Origin of the sequence: Streptomyces sp. NPDC051207 (assembly GCF_040682395.1) — a bacterium.
Taxonomy (GTDB): domain Bacteria; phylum Actinomycetota; class Actinomycetes; order Streptomycetales; family Streptomycetaceae; genus Streptomyces.
The window spans coordinates 1-15,889 of record NZ_JBFBAX010000035.1; the positions used below are offsets into that span (position 1 = coordinate 1).

The 15,889-nt window shown below is 70.2% G+C and carries 13 protein-coding genes and 2 pseudogenes; all 15 read right to left on the reverse strand.

Annotated elements, in window-relative coordinates; all coding sequences use genetic code 11:
- On the reverse strand, positions 1–518 hold a 518-nt coding region (locus AB0M97_RS26440; RefSeq protein ID WP_365963481.1), incomplete at its 3' end, for an endo-1,4-beta-xylanase.
- Positions 519–790: 272 nt separating this feature from the next.
- Positions 791–1,063, reverse strand: coding sequence for a pentapeptide repeat-containing protein (locus AB0M97_RS26445; RefSeq protein ID WP_365963482.1), 273 nt, complete (start codon positions 1,061–1,063; stop codon positions 791–793).
- Positions 1,044–1,718 (reverse strand): hypothetical protein, encoded by a 675-nt coding sequence (locus AB0M97_RS26450; RefSeq protein WP_365963483.1) that lies wholly within the window; start codon positions 1,716–1,718, stop codon positions 1,044–1,046. The genes AB0M97_RS26445 and AB0M97_RS26450 overlap by 20 nt, the downstream gene beginning before the upstream one ends.
- A gap of 552 nt (positions 1,719–2,270) precedes the next feature.
- Positions 2,271–3,971: an alpha-amylase family protein gene (locus AB0M97_RS26455; RefSeq protein ID WP_365963484.1), complete on the reverse strand. Its 1,701-nt coding sequence runs from the start codon at positions 3,969–3,971 to the stop codon at positions 2,271–2,273.
- Entirely contained in the window at positions 3,962–4,966 is a 1,005-nt protein-coding gene (locus AB0M97_RS26460; protein ID WP_365963485.1) for a TIGR03885 family FMN-dependent LLM class oxidoreductase, read from the reverse strand. Before AB0M97_RS26460 ends, AB0M97_RS26455 begins: the two co-directional genes overlap by 10 nt.
- Positions 4,967–5,554: 588 nt before the next feature.
- Positions 5,555–6,549 (reverse strand): annotated as a pseudogene (locus AB0M97_RS26465) (IS256 family transposase); the annotation flags it as partial.
- A gap of 510 nt (positions 6,550–7,059) precedes the next feature.
- On the reverse strand, positions 7,060–7,800 hold the full coding sequence (locus AB0M97_RS26470; protein WP_365963486.1) for a hypothetical protein: 741 nt from the start codon (positions 7,798–7,800) through the stop codon (positions 7,060–7,062).
- A 320-nt stretch (positions 7,801–8,120) separates the two neighbouring features.
- Positions 8,121–8,447, reverse strand: coding sequence for a hypothetical protein (locus AB0M97_RS26475; protein ID WP_365963487.1), 327 nt, complete (start codon positions 8,445–8,447; stop codon positions 8,121–8,123).
- 518 nt (positions 8,448–8,965) lie between these two features.
- Positions 8,966–9,459 (reverse strand): annotated as a pseudogene (locus tag AB0M97_RS26480) (IS701 family transposase); the annotation flags it as partial.
- A 522-nt stretch (positions 9,460–9,981) separates the two neighbouring features.
- Positions 9,982–10,668 (reverse strand): MOSC domain-containing protein, encoded by a 687-nt coding sequence (locus AB0M97_RS26485; protein ID WP_365963529.1) that lies wholly within the window; start codon positions 10,666–10,668, stop codon positions 9,982–9,984.
- A gap of 5 nt (positions 10,669–10,673) precedes the next feature.
- Positions 10,674–11,378 (reverse strand): guanitoxin biosynthesis heme-dependent pre-guanitoxin N-hydroxylase GntA, encoded by a 705-nt coding sequence (gntA, locus tag AB0M97_RS26490; protein WP_365963488.1) that lies wholly within the window; start codon positions 11,376–11,378, stop codon positions 10,674–10,676.
- 98 nt (positions 11,379–11,476) lie between these two features.
- Entirely contained in the window at positions 11,477–13,351 is a 1,875-nt protein-coding gene (locus tag AB0M97_RS26495; protein ID WP_365963489.1) for a non-ribosomal peptide synthetase, read from the reverse strand.
- A complete protein-coding gene (locus tag AB0M97_RS26500; protein WP_365963490.1) occupies positions 13,348–14,601 on the reverse strand; it encodes an MFS transporter in 1,254 nt (417 codons plus the stop codon). The genes AB0M97_RS26495 and AB0M97_RS26500 overlap by 4 nt, the downstream gene beginning before the upstream one ends.
- Positions 14,598–15,473 (reverse strand): alpha/beta hydrolase, encoded by an 876-nt coding sequence (locus AB0M97_RS26505; protein ID WP_365963491.1) that lies wholly within the window; start codon positions 15,471–15,473, stop codon positions 14,598–14,600. Before AB0M97_RS26505 ends, AB0M97_RS26500 begins: the two co-directional genes overlap by 4 nt.
- A complete protein-coding gene (locus tag AB0M97_RS26510; protein WP_365963492.1) occupies positions 15,470–15,889 on the reverse strand; it encodes a RidA family protein in 420 nt (139 codons plus the stop codon). Before AB0M97_RS26510 ends, AB0M97_RS26505 begins: the two co-directional genes overlap by 4 nt.

Genomic DNA, 15,889 nt, shown 5'->3' on the forward strand with positions numbered 1-15,889 from the left:
TCGGCGAAGGCCTCGTTCACGACGTCCCACTGGGCGATCTTGCCCTTGTAGTGGGCCATCACGCCGTTGATGTGGTCGATCATCGCCTGGCGCAGGGTGCTGCCGCTGAGGCTCTGCATCCAGCCGGGCTGCTGGGAGTGCCAGGCCAAGGTGTGGCCGCGCACCTGCTTGCCGTTCTGCACCGCCCAGTTGTAGACGCGGTCGGCGGCGGTGAAGTTGAACTGACCGCGCTGCGGCTCGGTGGCGTCGATCTTCATCTCGTTCTCGGCCGTCACCGAGTTGAACTCACGGTTCGCGATCGTCGTGTACGCCGAGTCGCCCAGCTTGCCCGAGGCGATGGCGGTGCCGAAGTAGCGGCCGCTCTGCGCCGCCGCGGCGCCGAGCGTGCTCTCGGCGGCGTGTGCGGCCGGCGGCGCGACCAGTGCGCCGGCCCCGCCGAGGGCGCCGACGACCAGCGCTGACAGCAGGACGCCGATCTTTCGCCGGGCAACGGGTCTGTGAAGGGCATAAGAGCCCATGGCTGTGCCTCCAAGGCAGGAGTAGCGGGATCACCGGAACCCCGGTCATGGGAGCCGGCAGGATCCAACGGTGGGGGAATGCATTCGAAATCTCGATCTACGACCGGTTCGCCAGACAGGATGATTGAGGGGTTGACGGTGCCTCGTCAACCCTTCCGACGAGAAAAGTTTCGCATCTGTTTCGAACGTTTCGAAGATCCTGATTTCGAGGTGAACCACCCAATGATTTGGGGCAGATGGGCGACGACCCTTGACCGGAGGACCGCAACTACCTAGCTTGTGGCGTCACGCAACCCGGAATGCTTCGAAACATTCGAAGCCTCTCCGGGCAGTACGCACCACCACTGTCCCGCGCGGATGGCGTGGTGTACGGGCGTACGGCCGTGACCCGGCCGGACTGTCGCGGGTTCCCCCGGACAATCCCATCCGCCCAGCGCACACCAGCGGCCGAGACTGACCCAGCGCTCGAAAACCGCCGACTCGAACCGAGCGTTGCCCTGGAAGGTCGCTGACCCGAACCAGGCCTCACCCTGGAAGGTCGCCAAGTCGAACCGGCGTCGCCCTCGAAGGCCGCTGGTTGCAGCTCAGCCATGAGCGGTGAGCGCCTTGGGGAACTCGGTAGTGGTCTCCAATGAGGCGCAGGATCGTATGCCGGACCTTGCGGAGGGCCAGGTAGCAGTGGTGTTCCTCTTGTTGCGCGGGGTCGTCGCCGGGGCCGGGGGTCCAGGGGAGCTGAAGGTAGGCGCACAGGACGTCGATGCAGGTCTGGCGCAGGTTGTCGTCGGGGGCGTCGTCGGCGAGGCCGGCCAGGGCGTGGACGCCGCCGAGCTGCACGGCGGGGGATTCGGAGCCGAGTTTGTCAACGGCCTGGGAGAAGCGTTCGGTGTGGAGGCGGGTGGCTTCGCGGTGGGCGCCGGCCTCGTCGACGCGTTGGCGGCGGTAGGCGACGACCAGGGCGACGAGCGCACCGGCTCCGGCGACCACGCCGATGGAGAATTTCACCAGGTCGAAAAGCGTTTTGGCGTCGAGCTTCCTGGTGCTGTCGATCTCCTGGAAGTCCAGCAGGTGCACCAGGCCGTAGAAGGTACCGCCGGCCGCCAGGAGCGCGGCGACGAAGGTGACGGTCAGGGCCCTGCCAACCTTCCATAACCGCAGCTCCCGGTCGTCCGGCTCCGGTCGCGGCCGTCGATTCGCTGTCACGGAAGGGAAGATAGGCCTCGCGGATCTGCGGTTGCGGTGCTTTCGATGAGGTGCGGCCGTCGCAAACACCAGCGGCGTCGACTGGCAGGCGCTGCTATGGGACTGGCGGCGCCGCGCCCACGTCCGCCAGCTCGTCCGGACCACCGTGGTCAGCGACCTCGACCGCTGCCTGTCCTGCCACTGTGCCGGCGCCGACGACGGCCAGGAGCCGGACGAGGACGACGATAGCGGCGGCCAGGACCTGGCCGGCACGGGCGGCAACACCGCGGGCTGCCCCCTAGTCGCCCTCTACACTCCGCTCACCGCCCTCGCCCCGCTCTGCGATGACAGGCTGTGCTGGTGCGCCGTCGGGTCAAACCGATGGTCCTCCTTCCCGTGTCCGGAGGATGATGTGCGACTTCGGCACCGAGGTCAACGCCGAGGCGCCGCCGGCAGACCAGGTGGCCGACAGACGAACCAGGCCGTGCAGCAGGGCCAGCAGCAGAGCTGACCCCGGGCGCGGCACACCGGGGCGGCCCCGACGATGGCTCGGGGCCGCCGCTCATGGGCCGGTCAGCCGGACGCGATCCTTTCGGGGTCGTCCGCCGGGGTGCCGACGCGGAGCCACCGATAGCCGTACGGGGGCAGGTCGACGTGGAACGTGCCGTCCTCGCCTGCCTTGAGACCGGTGTGTCCCTCGTCGAGCAGGTCTGTCAACCGTCCGCCGGATCCGGCCTCGGCCAGTTCCAGCCGTACGGTGTGAGGCCGGTTTGCGAAGTTGTGTACGGCCAGCACGGCGCCGTCACCGTCACGGCAGACGTGCGCCAGCACGGCGTCCTCCCCCGTCGTGAGCAAACGGTACTCACCCCAGGCCAGTTCGGGGGCCTCCCGGTAGCGTTCGATGAACAGGCGCATGCGGCTCAGCAGGGAAGCAGGATCGCGGCTCTGCTCGTACACGTTGATGTTCTGGGGGCCGAACGCGCCGTCCACCAACGGGTTGGGGAAGGTGTCCGGCTCGGCGGTGGAAAACCCGGCGGCCTTCTGCGGCGTCCACTGCATCGGGGTGCGTACGGCCTGGCGTCCCTCCGCGGCCAGGTTCTCGCCCATGCCGAGTTCCTCGCCGTAGAAGAGCACGGGGGTGCCCGGCAGGGTGAACAACAGGCTGTAGGCCAGTTCGACGCGGCGTCGGTCGCCGTCGACCATGGGCGGGAGCCTGCGGCGCAGCCCTCGGTCGTACAGCTGCATGTCCTTGTCCGGGCCGAAGCACGCGAACACCTCGGCCCGTTCGTCGTCGCTGAGTTTGTCGAGGGTGAGTTCGTCGTGGTTGCGCACGAACACGGCCCACTGGGCGTCGCGCGGTGCCGTGGGGCGCTCGCGCAGAGCGGCGGCCAGCGGCCTGGCGTCGCGGCGTGCCATCGACAGGTACATCTGCTGCATCGCGACGAAGTCGAAGCACATGGTGAGTTCGTCGCCGCGGTCCGAGGAGGGGTCGCCGAAGAAGCGGGTGGTGCCGTCGTAGGGCAGGTTGACCTCGCCGAGCAGGACCGACTCGCCGTTGCGGCGGCCGAGGAAGGCGCGCAGGTCGGCGAGGTACTCGTGCGGGTCGGGCAGTTCCCCCGCGTCGCTCTGTCCGTCGGTCTCCAGCAGGAAGGGCACGGCGTCGACCCGGAAGCCGGACAGGCCGAGCTGGGTCCAGAAGCCCATGATGCGGGCGATCTCGTCACGGACCTCGGGGTTGGCGATGTTGAGGTCGGGCTGCTGCTTGTAGAAGCGGTGCAGGTAGTACTGGCCGCTGCTCTCGTCGTACTCCCACAGGCTGTCCTCCGCGTCGGGGAAGACCACGCCCTGAGGGCCGTCCTGTGGGGGCTCGTCCTTCCAGACGTACCAGTCGCGGTGGGCGGAGTTCCGGCCCGAGCGGGCGTCCTTGAACCAGGGGTGGTCCTCGGAGGTGTGGTTGACGACGAGATCGGCGATCACGCGGATGCCGCGGTCGCGCGCGGTGCGGACGAACTCGGTGAAGTCGCCGAGGGTGCCCAGGCGCGGGTCCACGCCGTAGAAGTCCGTGATGTCGTAGCCGTCGTCGCGCTCCCGCGTGGGGTAGAAGGGCATCAGCCACACGCAGGTCACGCCGAGGCGCACCAGGTGGTCGATGCGCTGGGTGAGCCCCGCGAAGTCTCCGATGCCGTCGCCGTTGCCGTCCTGGTACGTCTCGACGTCCAGGCAGTACACCACCGCGTTCTTCCACCACAGGTCGGACGTGCGTGTCAGACGCATCGGTACTCCTTGGCCGTGGCGGGGATCGGGCGGGTCACGTCGAGTCGCGGCAGTACCTCGGCGCCGAACGCGTCGATGAACGCGGCCTGTTCTCGACCCACGTGGTGCAGCATCACGGCCTCGAACCCCAGGTCGACGTACTCCTGGAGCCGGGCGGCGTGCCGGCCGAGGTCGCTGGAGACGTCGACCGTGCGCGCCACCTGCTCGGGGGTGACGTGTTCGCTGACGACGTCGAACAGTTCCGCGGAGTCGAGGTCCCAACTGACCGGCGGGGCGTGCACGTTGGTCCGCCACTGGTCGTGCGCGAGAGCGAGCGCCTCGGCCTCGTCGGGCGCCCAGCTCAGGTGCACCTGCAGGTGGAGGGGCCCACGGCCGCCCGCGTCACGGTACGCGCCGATGATCTCGCGCAGGCGTTCGCGCGGGGCGTTGACCGTGATCAGTCCGTCCGCCCATTCGGCGCACCAGGCCGCGGTGGCAGTGCTGCACGCGGCTCCTATCAGCGGCGGTTCCTCGGGCGGCAGCGTCCACAGCCGGGCCCGGTCCACGCTCACCAGCCCGTCGTGGCTGACCTCCTCGCCCCGCAGCAGCGCCCGGATGACGTCGACGCACTCCCGCAGGCGCGCGGAGCGGATGTCCTTGCGGGGCCAGCCCGCGCCGGTGATGTGTTCGTTGGAGGCCTCTCCGGTGCCCAGCGCGGTCCAGAACCGGCCCGGGTTCATGGACGCGAGGGTGGCGATCGCCTGGGCGACGACGGCGGGATGGTAGCGCTGGCCGGGCGCGTTCACCACACCGAACGGCACCTGGTCGGTGGCCTGGAGGGCGGCTCCGAGCCATGACCAGGCGAAGCCTGACTCGCCCTGACGCACGCTCCACGGCGAGAAGTGGTCCGAGCACATGGCGGCGGTGAAGCCTGCCTGCTCCGCGCGTACCACGGCGTCGAGCAGTTCCGCGGGTGGAATCTGCTCGTGCGAGGCGTGAAATCCGTAGACAGTCATGGCAAGCGACTACCCCCCGGACGGTCCCCCAACAGGCGCAGACCCCACGGGTGTCGGCGCCGTCAAAACTCCCGCGCCGCACGATGCGCGTGGTGGGGTTGAGGGGCGCGGGAGAGGGCCTCGTGAGATGCCCTCGCAGGACGACCACGCGGGAGCGACCTCGGGCGGCCTCACGAGGCCCGCTCCGGCGAGAGCCGTCTTGCGCCTTGCGTCGGCGACGTCGCCCTCAGCGCCGACGGCTTCGTGTCCGGCCGAGCGCCGCCACGGGTCCGGAGGCTTCGGGCTCACAGGTCCGTGTGTCAGGCGCTCGCGTGGCGACGGACGGCCGGCCTGCGTGGAGCCGCGTGGCGGGCGGGCCGGTCGGCGTCCTCAAGCCGGTGCTGCCGCAGCCACAGCCACAGGGTCGTCGCGGACAGCAGACCGGCGAAGACGACCAACAGGAGTACGGGCACCCACATCTGCCGAGTGCCGGGGTTCTGCCAGCCTGACCAGGCGGCGGTCGCCGCCCAGAGTAGAGCGCCCAGCGCGTAGAAGGCTCGGATGCGGCGCATCTGCCGTACCGCCCGGAGCTTGGGGTGATCGTTGTGTGACGATCGCCGGATACTTCCTGCCCCAGGCGTCGGCGAACTCGGCGAACCGCTCCGAGGCGGCCTCTGCGGTCGGTGCGGTGTAGACGGGCTTGAGAAACTTGGCGATCTTGTGCCAGTCCTGGCGGGCGGCATAGCGGAAAGAGTTCCGCAGCAGGTGCACCACACAGGTCTGCACGATCGTCTCGGCCAGACCGTCTCCACCGCCTCGGGCAGGCCCTTCAGCCCGTCGCAGACGAGCATCAGCACGTCACTCACGCCGCGGTTCTTGATCTCGGTGAGGATGTGCAGCCAGTGCTTGGCTCCCTCGCCGCCGTCGCCCGCCCACAGGCCCAGGATCTCCCGCCGGCCCTCGACGGTGACGGCCAGGGCCATCTGGATGGGCCGGTTGGCCACCGCACCGTCGCGGATCTCCACGTGGATGGCGTCGATGAAGACCACCGGACAGACCGGGTCGAGAGGCCGGCTCTGCCATTCGGCCATGCCCTCGAGCACCTTGTCAGTGATGGTGGAGATGGTCTGGCGGGAGACATCGGCGCCATAGACCTCAGCCAGGTGAGCCTGGACCTCACCGGTGGTCAAACCCTTCGCGGCCGGCGAGATGACCATCTCGTCGACGCCCGTCAGGCGCTTCTGCCGCTTCTTTACGATCTTCGGTTCGAAGGAGCCGTCGGGGTCGTGGGGCACAAATATCTCCACCGGGCCGTCATCGGTCAGCACGGTCTTGGAGCGTTGACCGTTGCGGGAATTGCCGCCGTCCTTGCCCGCCGGATCGTGCTTGTCACAGCCGAGGTGGTCGGTGATCTCACCCTCGAGACCGGACTCCAGCAGCCGCTTGGTCAGCGGCTGGAGCGGCCCGCCTTGGCCGGTCAGCTGCAGGCCCTCTGCCTGGGCCCGGCTCACCAGTTCGTCAATCAACTGGTCGTCCACGGCCTTCGCCGACACAGCCGCTGCCGACTCGACAGCCTCCTGCGCGGCTACGTTCTCACTGGTCATCGATGCATCTTCCATGATCGGGAGTTACACCGAACGTCTTACGGTCCCGAAGGTCGGCGATTCGAACCCGGCGTCGCCCTGGAAGGTCGCTGACCTGAATGTGGCGGTGCCGAGGCGAGGGTGTCCGGTGGCGGGGTCGCGGAGGGCTTTGAGCAAGGCGTTGAGAAGGGGTTCGGTGAACGGGGTGCCGCGGTGATCGATGTCGCTGCCGGGGGTCGGACCGGCCAGGTAGGTGTCGCGGTCGGCGTCGGGCAGGTGGGCGAGGCACGCGGTGTGGCCGGGGACGTGGATGCCGCGGCAGCCGACGAGGTCGGCAGCGGACCGCCACGATCCGCCCGCCTGCCGATGAGTGTCAAGGGGTCTGCTGTCGGCCGCCGTCTGCGGTCGTGTTCTGCCTGCGGGGATGGAGTGTGAGGCTCGCCGTGTCGGCGTCCTTGGGCGGGTCCAGGCGCTGCTTGCGCGGGTGCGGGAGCAGCACGTCCGGGCCGCCGGGCAGCAGGCCTTTGTTGCTCAGGACGTTGATGCGTCCGCGGCACCAGAGGTCTCCCGGGGGCGGCGGCCGGATGGCGGGCAGGGCTGGGTGCACACCAGGCAGTGGCCCGGATCGGCGACGGGTGCCAGGCGCCGTAGCAGCCTGCGGACGCGGTTCTCCTCTTCCTGGCCGTAGGGTTCGGCGTCGGCGGTGCAGCCTTCGAGGAGCTCGGTGAACGCGGCGCGGAAAACGGTGATTTCACGGCGGCAGGCTCCGAGCAGCTGGAGGTACTCTTCGACCGGCCAGCGGGCCGACGTGCCGGAGCGCGAGAGGTACAGGCCGACGGTGTCGATCCGGTACTGGTTGGCGGTGTCGAGCAGCAGGTAGCCGGTCAGCTGCCACGCCTCGATCTGGCTGAGCGTGCCGGTGTGCCGGGTGCTTTTGAAGTCGAGCAGCAGTCCGTCGACGGCGAGGTCGGCGTCCGCGCTGATCCGGCGGGTGGGGAACGTGGGTGCCGGGATGCAGTCCTGCGGCCGGGTGCGGGCCCGCAGGGCGTTGAGCGGGCCGTCTGCGGCCTTGTAGAGCTGGGCGACGACGTCGGCCACCATGTCGCGGTGTGGAAGCTCTGGGAGCCGTCCCAGGGTGAAGGCGGCGGGGTCCTCCCGGGCGGTGATGGCCAGCGGCGGGAAGGCGAACCCGATCGGGGTGCGGTAGTTGACCTGGTACCAGGCCGCGGCAATCAGCATCCGGGCCACCAGGACCAGGTTGCCGGTCGGCAACTTGCCCCCAGCCTCAGCAGCCCCAGAGGATCCGTTCCTTATCCTCACGGCCCGTCGGATCAGCTCGCTGCCAGGCACCCACCCGACCATCACGAAGTCCGTCTCCCGCCGCACCCGCAGGCCAGTGCTGCCATCAACGCCAGCCGACGCCACTTCAAAGCCAGCACGGGCCAGTGTCCTGCACATCAGCAAGCAGCTTCTCTACGGCAAATGTGGATGTCAGGCAGCGGCCCCGGTTCCGACTGGGGCCGCTGCCACCTCGGCATCCTGCTCGATCACCCTGCCCAGACCGAGGAACTCACTCGCCGCTCCTGAGACGCTCAGCCACCTCGGAGCCTCAGGACAAGGTGCAGGGTCGATTCCTTCTGGATGTTGGATTCGGCCAGGGTCCGGCTGTCCACGAGGATGTCGGGGTCGGTGCTGGCCGAAGCACAGCTCTTGGTGGATATGCCCACGCGGGTATCACTGTTGTTGAAGATCGAGGTGATCGAGCGCAGGGTGCTGCTCTGCACGGTGACGCACTCGTTCACGATAGGCGCGGCGGTGGCAAACGCCGGAAGACCGAGGTCGTCGAATCCGCATACCTGGCCTTCCAGGCAGGTGGCGCTCGTGGTCGCCTGAGCGGCTCCTGCGGCCGAGGTGGCCATACCGGCACTACACGCCAGGACCGCGGCAGCCAGTGCGATACGGCGTTTAAGGGATGGAGAACGTGAGGACATGCTGGTGCTCCTGCCTGGTGGATCTTCCACGGGAAGCGAGGGGCGAGCGAATCACTCTCCTCCCCTTTTTCGGGGAGGCTTGACCGCCTCCCCAATGTCGCTGGCCCTGTACCTGTGAAGCCATGGCCCAAAAGGAGGGGCGCACATCCGGAAGGAGGGGCGCGCACTTCCTTGAAACAACCGCCCCGCGGATTCCGGGATCGACGGATCGACAGCACCAATGAAAGCGCTGAACCCGATCACCCGGGTCTCGATGACGATGCCGCCGGACGTCACAGTGGCCACGAGCCCTGTTCAAACGCGTCAGCTGCCTGCCGACAGGGCATTGCTCGCCGACTGCCGGGAATTCAGAACGGCCTGTGATCTTAGCGGTCGTCCGCAGGTGGTGCAGGTGCCGGTCCAGCACCTCAGCAGGCCCTGAAGGATGTCGAGGATCTGGTAGAGGGTCAGGCCGGCGTGTGGGCTTTTGGGTCGTGCCGCCGCAGGGTGAGGAAGGCCTGGGCGGCGGTGACGAGGGTGACGTGGTGGTGCCGGCCGCGCCAGGTGCGGCCTTCGAAGTGGTCCCAGGCCCAGGCCGTGTTTGAGCTCGCGGTAGTCGTGCTCGATCCGCCGGCGCATCTTCGCCCACCGCACCAGGTCGGCGACCGGTGTGGTGGCGGGCAGGTTCGATATCCAGTAGCCGGTCGGAGCCCGTCTGGCCGTCCGGCCACTGCACCAGGAGCGTCCGGGCGGGCAGGACACGGTCCCACCGGTTGCGGCCGCCGCCCGCTGCCTGGGCCGAGGCCAGGGACTGCTTGCCCGCCGGCCGCACTGTCAGCACCGTGAATCGTGAGGTCATCGTCCCTTTGCTGCCCTGGCGCCAGGTCACTTCGGTGAACCGGCCGACACCCACCTGTGCGGTGAGGACGGAGACGGCCTGAGGCGGGCGGTAGCAGGGCCGCGTCGGTGGCCCCAGTCCGCCGTAAGCGGGCCGGTCCACGCGTCGGCATCGGCGAAGCAGCTCACATTGGCGTCGGAGCAACAGCGGATCTGCTCGCCCGGCTGAAGCCGGTCGATGTAAGAGGTACGTGAGCCCAGTGACATCGGTAGTTCGCACACCGGACCACGGAAGGTGACCGTGATCGGGTGAGCTCGCCGTGTTGCCGCCACTGCTGACGGCGGTGCCTGCGTACGCTACGGCCTCAGGGTGAGCAGGAACCGGGTCCGATCGGACGTGCGGGGAGGGGCGGGCTGCGTGGATGACGTGGACGGCGGCCCAGGGCCGTTTGTTGTAGCCGAGCAGCCCGGGCCGCTCGGTATCGCCGGCCGTCAGTGACAGCACCGGCGCATACAGATCACCGAGCCCGCCGGAGGCCTGCGTACGTGGACACGAAGCCACCCCTGCGGGCGCACGGACGACCGGAGCAGGCCGCCGAAGGTGCTCATGTGCTGGGAGCCACCCCCGCGAGCGCGGGGTGACGGGTCACCGGTCCCTGCCGGCCGTGTACTTGGCGGTGTACCGCTGGGCGATCTCCAGTTGCTCGCGCTCCATCCAGGGGGCCGCCACCAGTACGTCCGGCAACATCGCCCGTTCCGTGGTCACCGCGCGGAACAGGCGGGACACGGTGACGTCGTGGTCCGGGCGGTGCACGACAGCGATGCGGTCGCCCGCGCGGACGTCGCCTGCCTCGATGACGCGGAGCATGGCGCCCGGGGACGCCGCCCGAGTGAAACGGCGCACCCAGCCCTTCTCACCGAGCCAACCGGCGAAGGTGCGGCACGGGATGCGTCCGCCGGTCACCTCCAGGACGGTGGCGGGGCCGACCCGCCACCGTTCACCGATCAGCGCGCGGCGGAGGTCCATGCCGAGGACCGTCAGGTTCTCGCCGAAGGAACCGTTGTTCAGGACCCGGTCCAGATTCCGCTGCCATTCGTCCAGGTCCTCGCGGGCGAAGGCGTACACGGCGCGGTCGGTGCCGCCGTGGAAGCGCAGGTCGCAGACCGTGTCACCGCTGACTCCGCCGCCCCCGAGGCCGGGTGGCCCCGCGGGGGCCACCCGGACCGGCCCGTCGACCGGCCGCTTGTCGATTCCGGTCGCGCCGCCCGGGGCGTCGGTGAAGGTCACCGCGCGGGCCCGGCCGACGTTGATGCTGAGCACGGAGCCGTGCATACCGCTCACGCGTCGGGCCGCCGCGTGACCGCCTGCGCCCCCGCGGCCGAGCCGCCCTCGGGGGCGAACGGGCAGCGCCATTGCGCGTCCGTCCGCATCCCGGAGTACTGACGCGCCTCGGACGCCTCGCCGAACTCGGCGAGGTTCGGGTTGATGGAACCCTGCAGGCGCATGTCGCGCTCACGGATGCGGCGCTGCAGGCCCTGGTAGACGCCGTTGTCCACCAGGCGCTTGAACTGGTGGTGCGAGTTGAACGCCATCGCGGGGAACGGGAAGCGGCGCGTGATCCGCGACGCGTTCTCGTGCAGGCCCACGATGAAGAACGGGTGGCCGGCCACGCTGAAGCCGAACCTCGGAGAGGCGGGATCCGGATCCGCACCCTCCGCCCAGCCAAAACCGCGGTCGGCGTCCAGGGCGTGCAGATCGGTCAGCTGCTGCCACAGCAGTGCGTGGAAGTCCGGCTCCGCGAGCCCCAGCGGCCCCTCGAAGACCGCGACGACGGTGGCGAAGTTCTGCTCGGGGTTGAGGTCGCGCGAAACGAACTCGGTGAGGGCGTCGTGGAGCGCCGCCGTCGCACTCCCGGTGCCCATGACGCCCACGTGGACCTGGCGCATGCTCCCGCGGCGCAGGGCCGACTTGGCCCCCAGGCAGGAGAACTCCTCGCTCTCTATCCAGGCCGCCAACTGGTCATGGACGGACACGGCTGTCATCGAACCTCTCCCTCGGTGTATCGGCCAGGGTGCTGTGGTGTGCTGCTGCGCTGAGGTGCTCGTGCGTCCGCCGTTCGTCGCTTCGGCACCGCGTCCCCTCAGTTCCGCACGACACGGGCCGCCGCGGAGCGTGCGTCGCGCGCCGTCAGGAGGTCCGACGGCCGCAGGCGCCACCCGCGTTCGCGCATCGCGCCGCTCACCCGGAGGGCGGTGAGCGAGTCTCCGCCGTGCGCCAGGAAGTCGTCGTCGGGACCGAAGGCGGGGATGCGGAGCTGGGTGCGTACCAGGTCGAGGAGCAGAGCGAGTTCATCGGCCTGCTCCGCCGGGCCGGCGTCGGCCGCGGGCGTCGCGGCAGGCGCGGCCGCGTGATCCCCGGGCGCACCGGATCCCGATGCGGTGGCTTCCGGCACGGACACCACGTACTCCTGCGCGAGTACCGCTGCCACGGCACGGCGGTCGATCTTGCCGGAGCCGGTCAGCGGAAGCACGTCGTGGACCCGTATGAGACCGGGGACCAGGTGCGAGGGCAGGCGTCCGCGCAGGTCCTCGCGGATCTGCTCGGCCGTCGGGCCGCCCGCGGTCACCGAGAGCGCGGCGGCCAGGATGCGCCCGCCGGTCCCGGTCTCGTCGTCGAGGGCCACGGCAGCGGCGGCGGTGACGCCCGGCGTGGCGGTCAAGTGCCGGTCCACGTCGTCGAGTTCGATCCGGTAGCCACGGACCTTGACCTGATTGTCCAGACGGCCGAGGAACTCCAGGGCGCCGTCCGCGTGACGCACGACCAGGTCTCCGGTGCGGTACATCCGCGCGTCGGCCACCGTGGCGAACGGGTCGGGATGGAAACGCTCGGCCGTGCGCATCGGGTCGTCGAGGTACCCGTGGGCGAGCGGACTCCCGCCGACCCACAGCTCGCCGGGGCTGCCGTCCTCGGAGGGACGCCGATCGGCGTCGAGGACGTGGAGCCGGCGGTCGCCCACCGGGCCGCCGATGGGCAGGCCGGTCGTCGCCGGGACCGGCTCGTCCGGCCGCAGGACGAACGCCGTGCACGTCACCACCGTCTCGGTCGGCCCGTAGCCGTTGACCAGCGTGCAGTGGCCCAGCGGTCCGTTCCGGTGTACCCGGACGTCCTTCGTGACCGCCGCCTCACCGCCGATCACGACGGTGCGCACGCCGCCGAAGGAGAGGCCGGCGCCGTCCCTTCCCTGCATCTGGGCGCAGACCAGGCGCCAGTACGCGGTGGGAAGCTGGAGCACCGACACGCCCAGCTCCCGCACCCGCTGGGCGAGGTCCGCCGGGCTCAGGGCACGGTCCGGGGTGTCCAGGAAGGCCACCGTGCCGCCGACGGCGAGCGTCGGCCAGATCTCCTCCTGGGCGACGTCGAAGCCGAGCCCGGCGAACTGGAGCACGGTGTCGGTGTCACGCAGTTCCAGGAGGTCGCCGATGCCGGTGGCGTGCTCGGCGAAGGCGTCCTGGCCGACGAGCACGCCCTTGGGGGTGCCGGTCGATCCCGAGGTGTAGATGATGTAGGCCGCCTGGTCACCGGAGGGGCCGAGCGCCGGACGTGCGGGGGAAGCCGTGTCCGCGAGTGCCCGGGGGCCGTCGGCGTCGACCACGGCCCGGGCTCCCGAACGGCTCAGCAGCCGGTCCCGGTAGGCGTCGGGGGCCGCGGCGTCCATGGGCAGAAAGGCGGCGCCGAGGTGCCAGCACGCCAGCATGGCGACGACCACCCCGGGGCCGGAGGGCAGGCGCAGACCGACGACGTCGCCGGCGCCCACTCCGAGCGACGACAGTTCGGCGGCGGCCTTCTGCGCGTGCTCCGCCAACTCGGCGTAGGTGACTGCCCCGTCGGTGGTCCGCAGGGCGACGCGCTCGCGGACCGCCGCGTCCGGGTGCCCGGCCGTCGCGGCGATCCGGTCGGCCACCCGCGGGGAGGCGGTGGTAAGGGCAGCAGGACGGATGATGCTGATGGAGGTCATCGGATACCTGACTCGGTGGGAAGGTTCGGACGGTCGTCAGCGGCCGGGGCGGGCTCGGCGTGCGCGGGCCGCAGCCGGCGACCGCCGGACAGGGCGACCAGGAAGCCGACGCCACCGCAGAGGGCCGCGAAGGCGTAGGCGGCCTGCGCGCCGCGGGAGTCGGCGACGTGGCCGCTCACCGAGGACCCGATGGACACCCCGAGCCAGAGAGCCGTGGACTGCCAGGCCAGCGCCTCCGTGCGGTGCGAGGTGGGCACACCGTCCACGACCAGCATCATGGCGACGATCATGGCCGGGCAGGAGCTCGACCCGGCCAGCAGGAGCACGACGCCAGCCCCGGCGAAGTTGTCGACCACGAGCATCGGCAGGATCCCGACCGCCATGATCAGCGTCGAGACCCACAGGATCCGCGGCAGCGGAGCCGACCACTCCCGCGCGCCGTAGGCCACTCCCGCCACCGAGCTGCCGATCGCGTAGATCCCCAGCAGGACGCCCGTCATGAAGGGCTGCTGCTTCTCGTCGGAGAACGCCACGGTGGCGATGTCGATCGAGCCCCACATGCCGCCGAAACACAGGTTCAGTGCCGCCACGAGAGCGACCGGCCCCAGGAACAGGGCGCTTCTGCCGACCCTGGGCCCGGGCTTGCGCTGCGGCTCCGTGCGCCTGCTGAGCGCGAGCAGGACACTGCCACCGCACACCAGGACCAGCGCGCTGACCAGGCCCGCGGCCGGGCTCACCCCGACGGCGAGTGAGGTGGCGATGACCGGGCCGACGATGAAGACGATCTCGTCGACCAGGGACTCCAGCGCGAAGGCCGTCCCCTTCAGGGACGAGCCCTCCAGCAGGCCGCTCCAGCGCGCCCGCACCATCGAGCCGATGGCGGGAGTCGCCGCGCCCGTCAGCGCCGCCGTGACGAACAGGACCCACAGCGGTGTCCCGTCGCTGAGCGTGCTCACGACGAACGCGCCGCCGCTGACCGCGCACAGCACCGCGCAGGAGAGCAGGACCTTGTGCTGCCCCACCCGGTCGGCCACACGGGCCAGTTGCGGCGCGGCCACCGCGTACCCGACCGCGGAGACGGCCGACAGCGCACCCGCGGTGCCGTAGTCGTCCCGTGTCGCCGACACGAACAGCAGGATGCTGATGCCGGTCATGCCGAGCGGGAATCTGGCGAGCATGCCCGGCAGGAAGAACCCCCACGCCCCCGGGGTCGCCAGGACCGTGCGGTAGCGCGCGACTCCCGTGCTCATCGCTTCAGCTCGGCCACGAAGCCCGCGACCAGGCGCGTGAGTGCCTCCGTCTCCTCGAAGTGGACGGCGTGACCGGCGTCGAGGTCGTGTGTCTCCAGATCGGGGTGGCTGCGCAGGAAGTCGCGCACGCGGTCGTTGTCGACCAGCTTGTCACGGGTGCCGAACACCGCCCGCACCGGCAGCCGCCCGATGCGCCCGTAGTCCGTCTCGGACTTGACGGCGATGGCCTCCCAGGCGTCGATCGTGCCGACCGTCACGTGGGAGAGCTTCAGCTTGTCGTCCTCGATGGCCGCCAGCCACTCCGCACGATCGGTGAAGTCGGACGGGCGCAGCGGCACCCTGATGAAGGGGCGCGTCGCCTCGACGGTGATTCCGAGCTCCTCAACGACCTCCAAGGCGGCGTCGATCGAGCGGTCCAGCACGTCGGAGTAGCGGTCGTTGAAGAAGAAGCCGGGGCAGACCATGAGCAGGCTCGCGAGCACGTCGTGGTCGGCGAGCCCGGCCGCGACGACCGTCGCGACCTGGGCGCCGAAGCACCAGCCGGCCAGGTGGAGGCGGGTTTCGGGGCGGGTCTCCTTGAGACTGCGCAGCAGCAGTGCGATGTCCCGGACGGCCAGGTCGCCGTCCGGGATGTGTCCGCGCACGGCGTTGAGCCCCGAGCCGCGCAGGTCGACGGCGAGGAAGGCGACGTCGCCGCCGAGCCCGGCCAACCCGGCGCCGAGCGGCGCCTGCCAGCCCGCGTGACTCACGCCGCCGTGGAGCATCACCACGAGGTCGGCAGCGGTTTCCGAGCCCCACCGCCGGTAGTGCGTGACGTAGCCGTCCGGCTGCTCGAAGGTGTGGACGCCTTCCAGGGTGGTCTGGGTTATCACTGCTGCTCACTCCTCTGTGTCGCCGTGGTGTCCTCGGTGCACGCGAGCGCCTCTACCTCGACGCGCAGCGCGGGAGTGGCCAGTGCGGCCACCGTCATGACGGTCATGCAGGGGCGCAGGTCGCCCAGCCACTCGCCCATCCGCCGGCGCCGGCGCTGCAGGTCGACCTCGCCGGCGAAGTAGAACGTCAGCTTGACCAGGTCCTCATGACGCATGCCTGCCGCCTCGAGGTTCGCCGTGATGTTGTCCAGCGCGACGCCGAGCTGCTCGACCGGGTCGTCGGGCAGCTCCCCGGTGGGGGTCATGCCGATCTGGCCGGAGATCACGAGCCACCGGACCGGGCCGGTGATCTCGGCCTGGTGCGAGTACGCGGCCAGCGGCGCCGCGATCCCCTGGGGATTTCGGAAGGTGTTCAC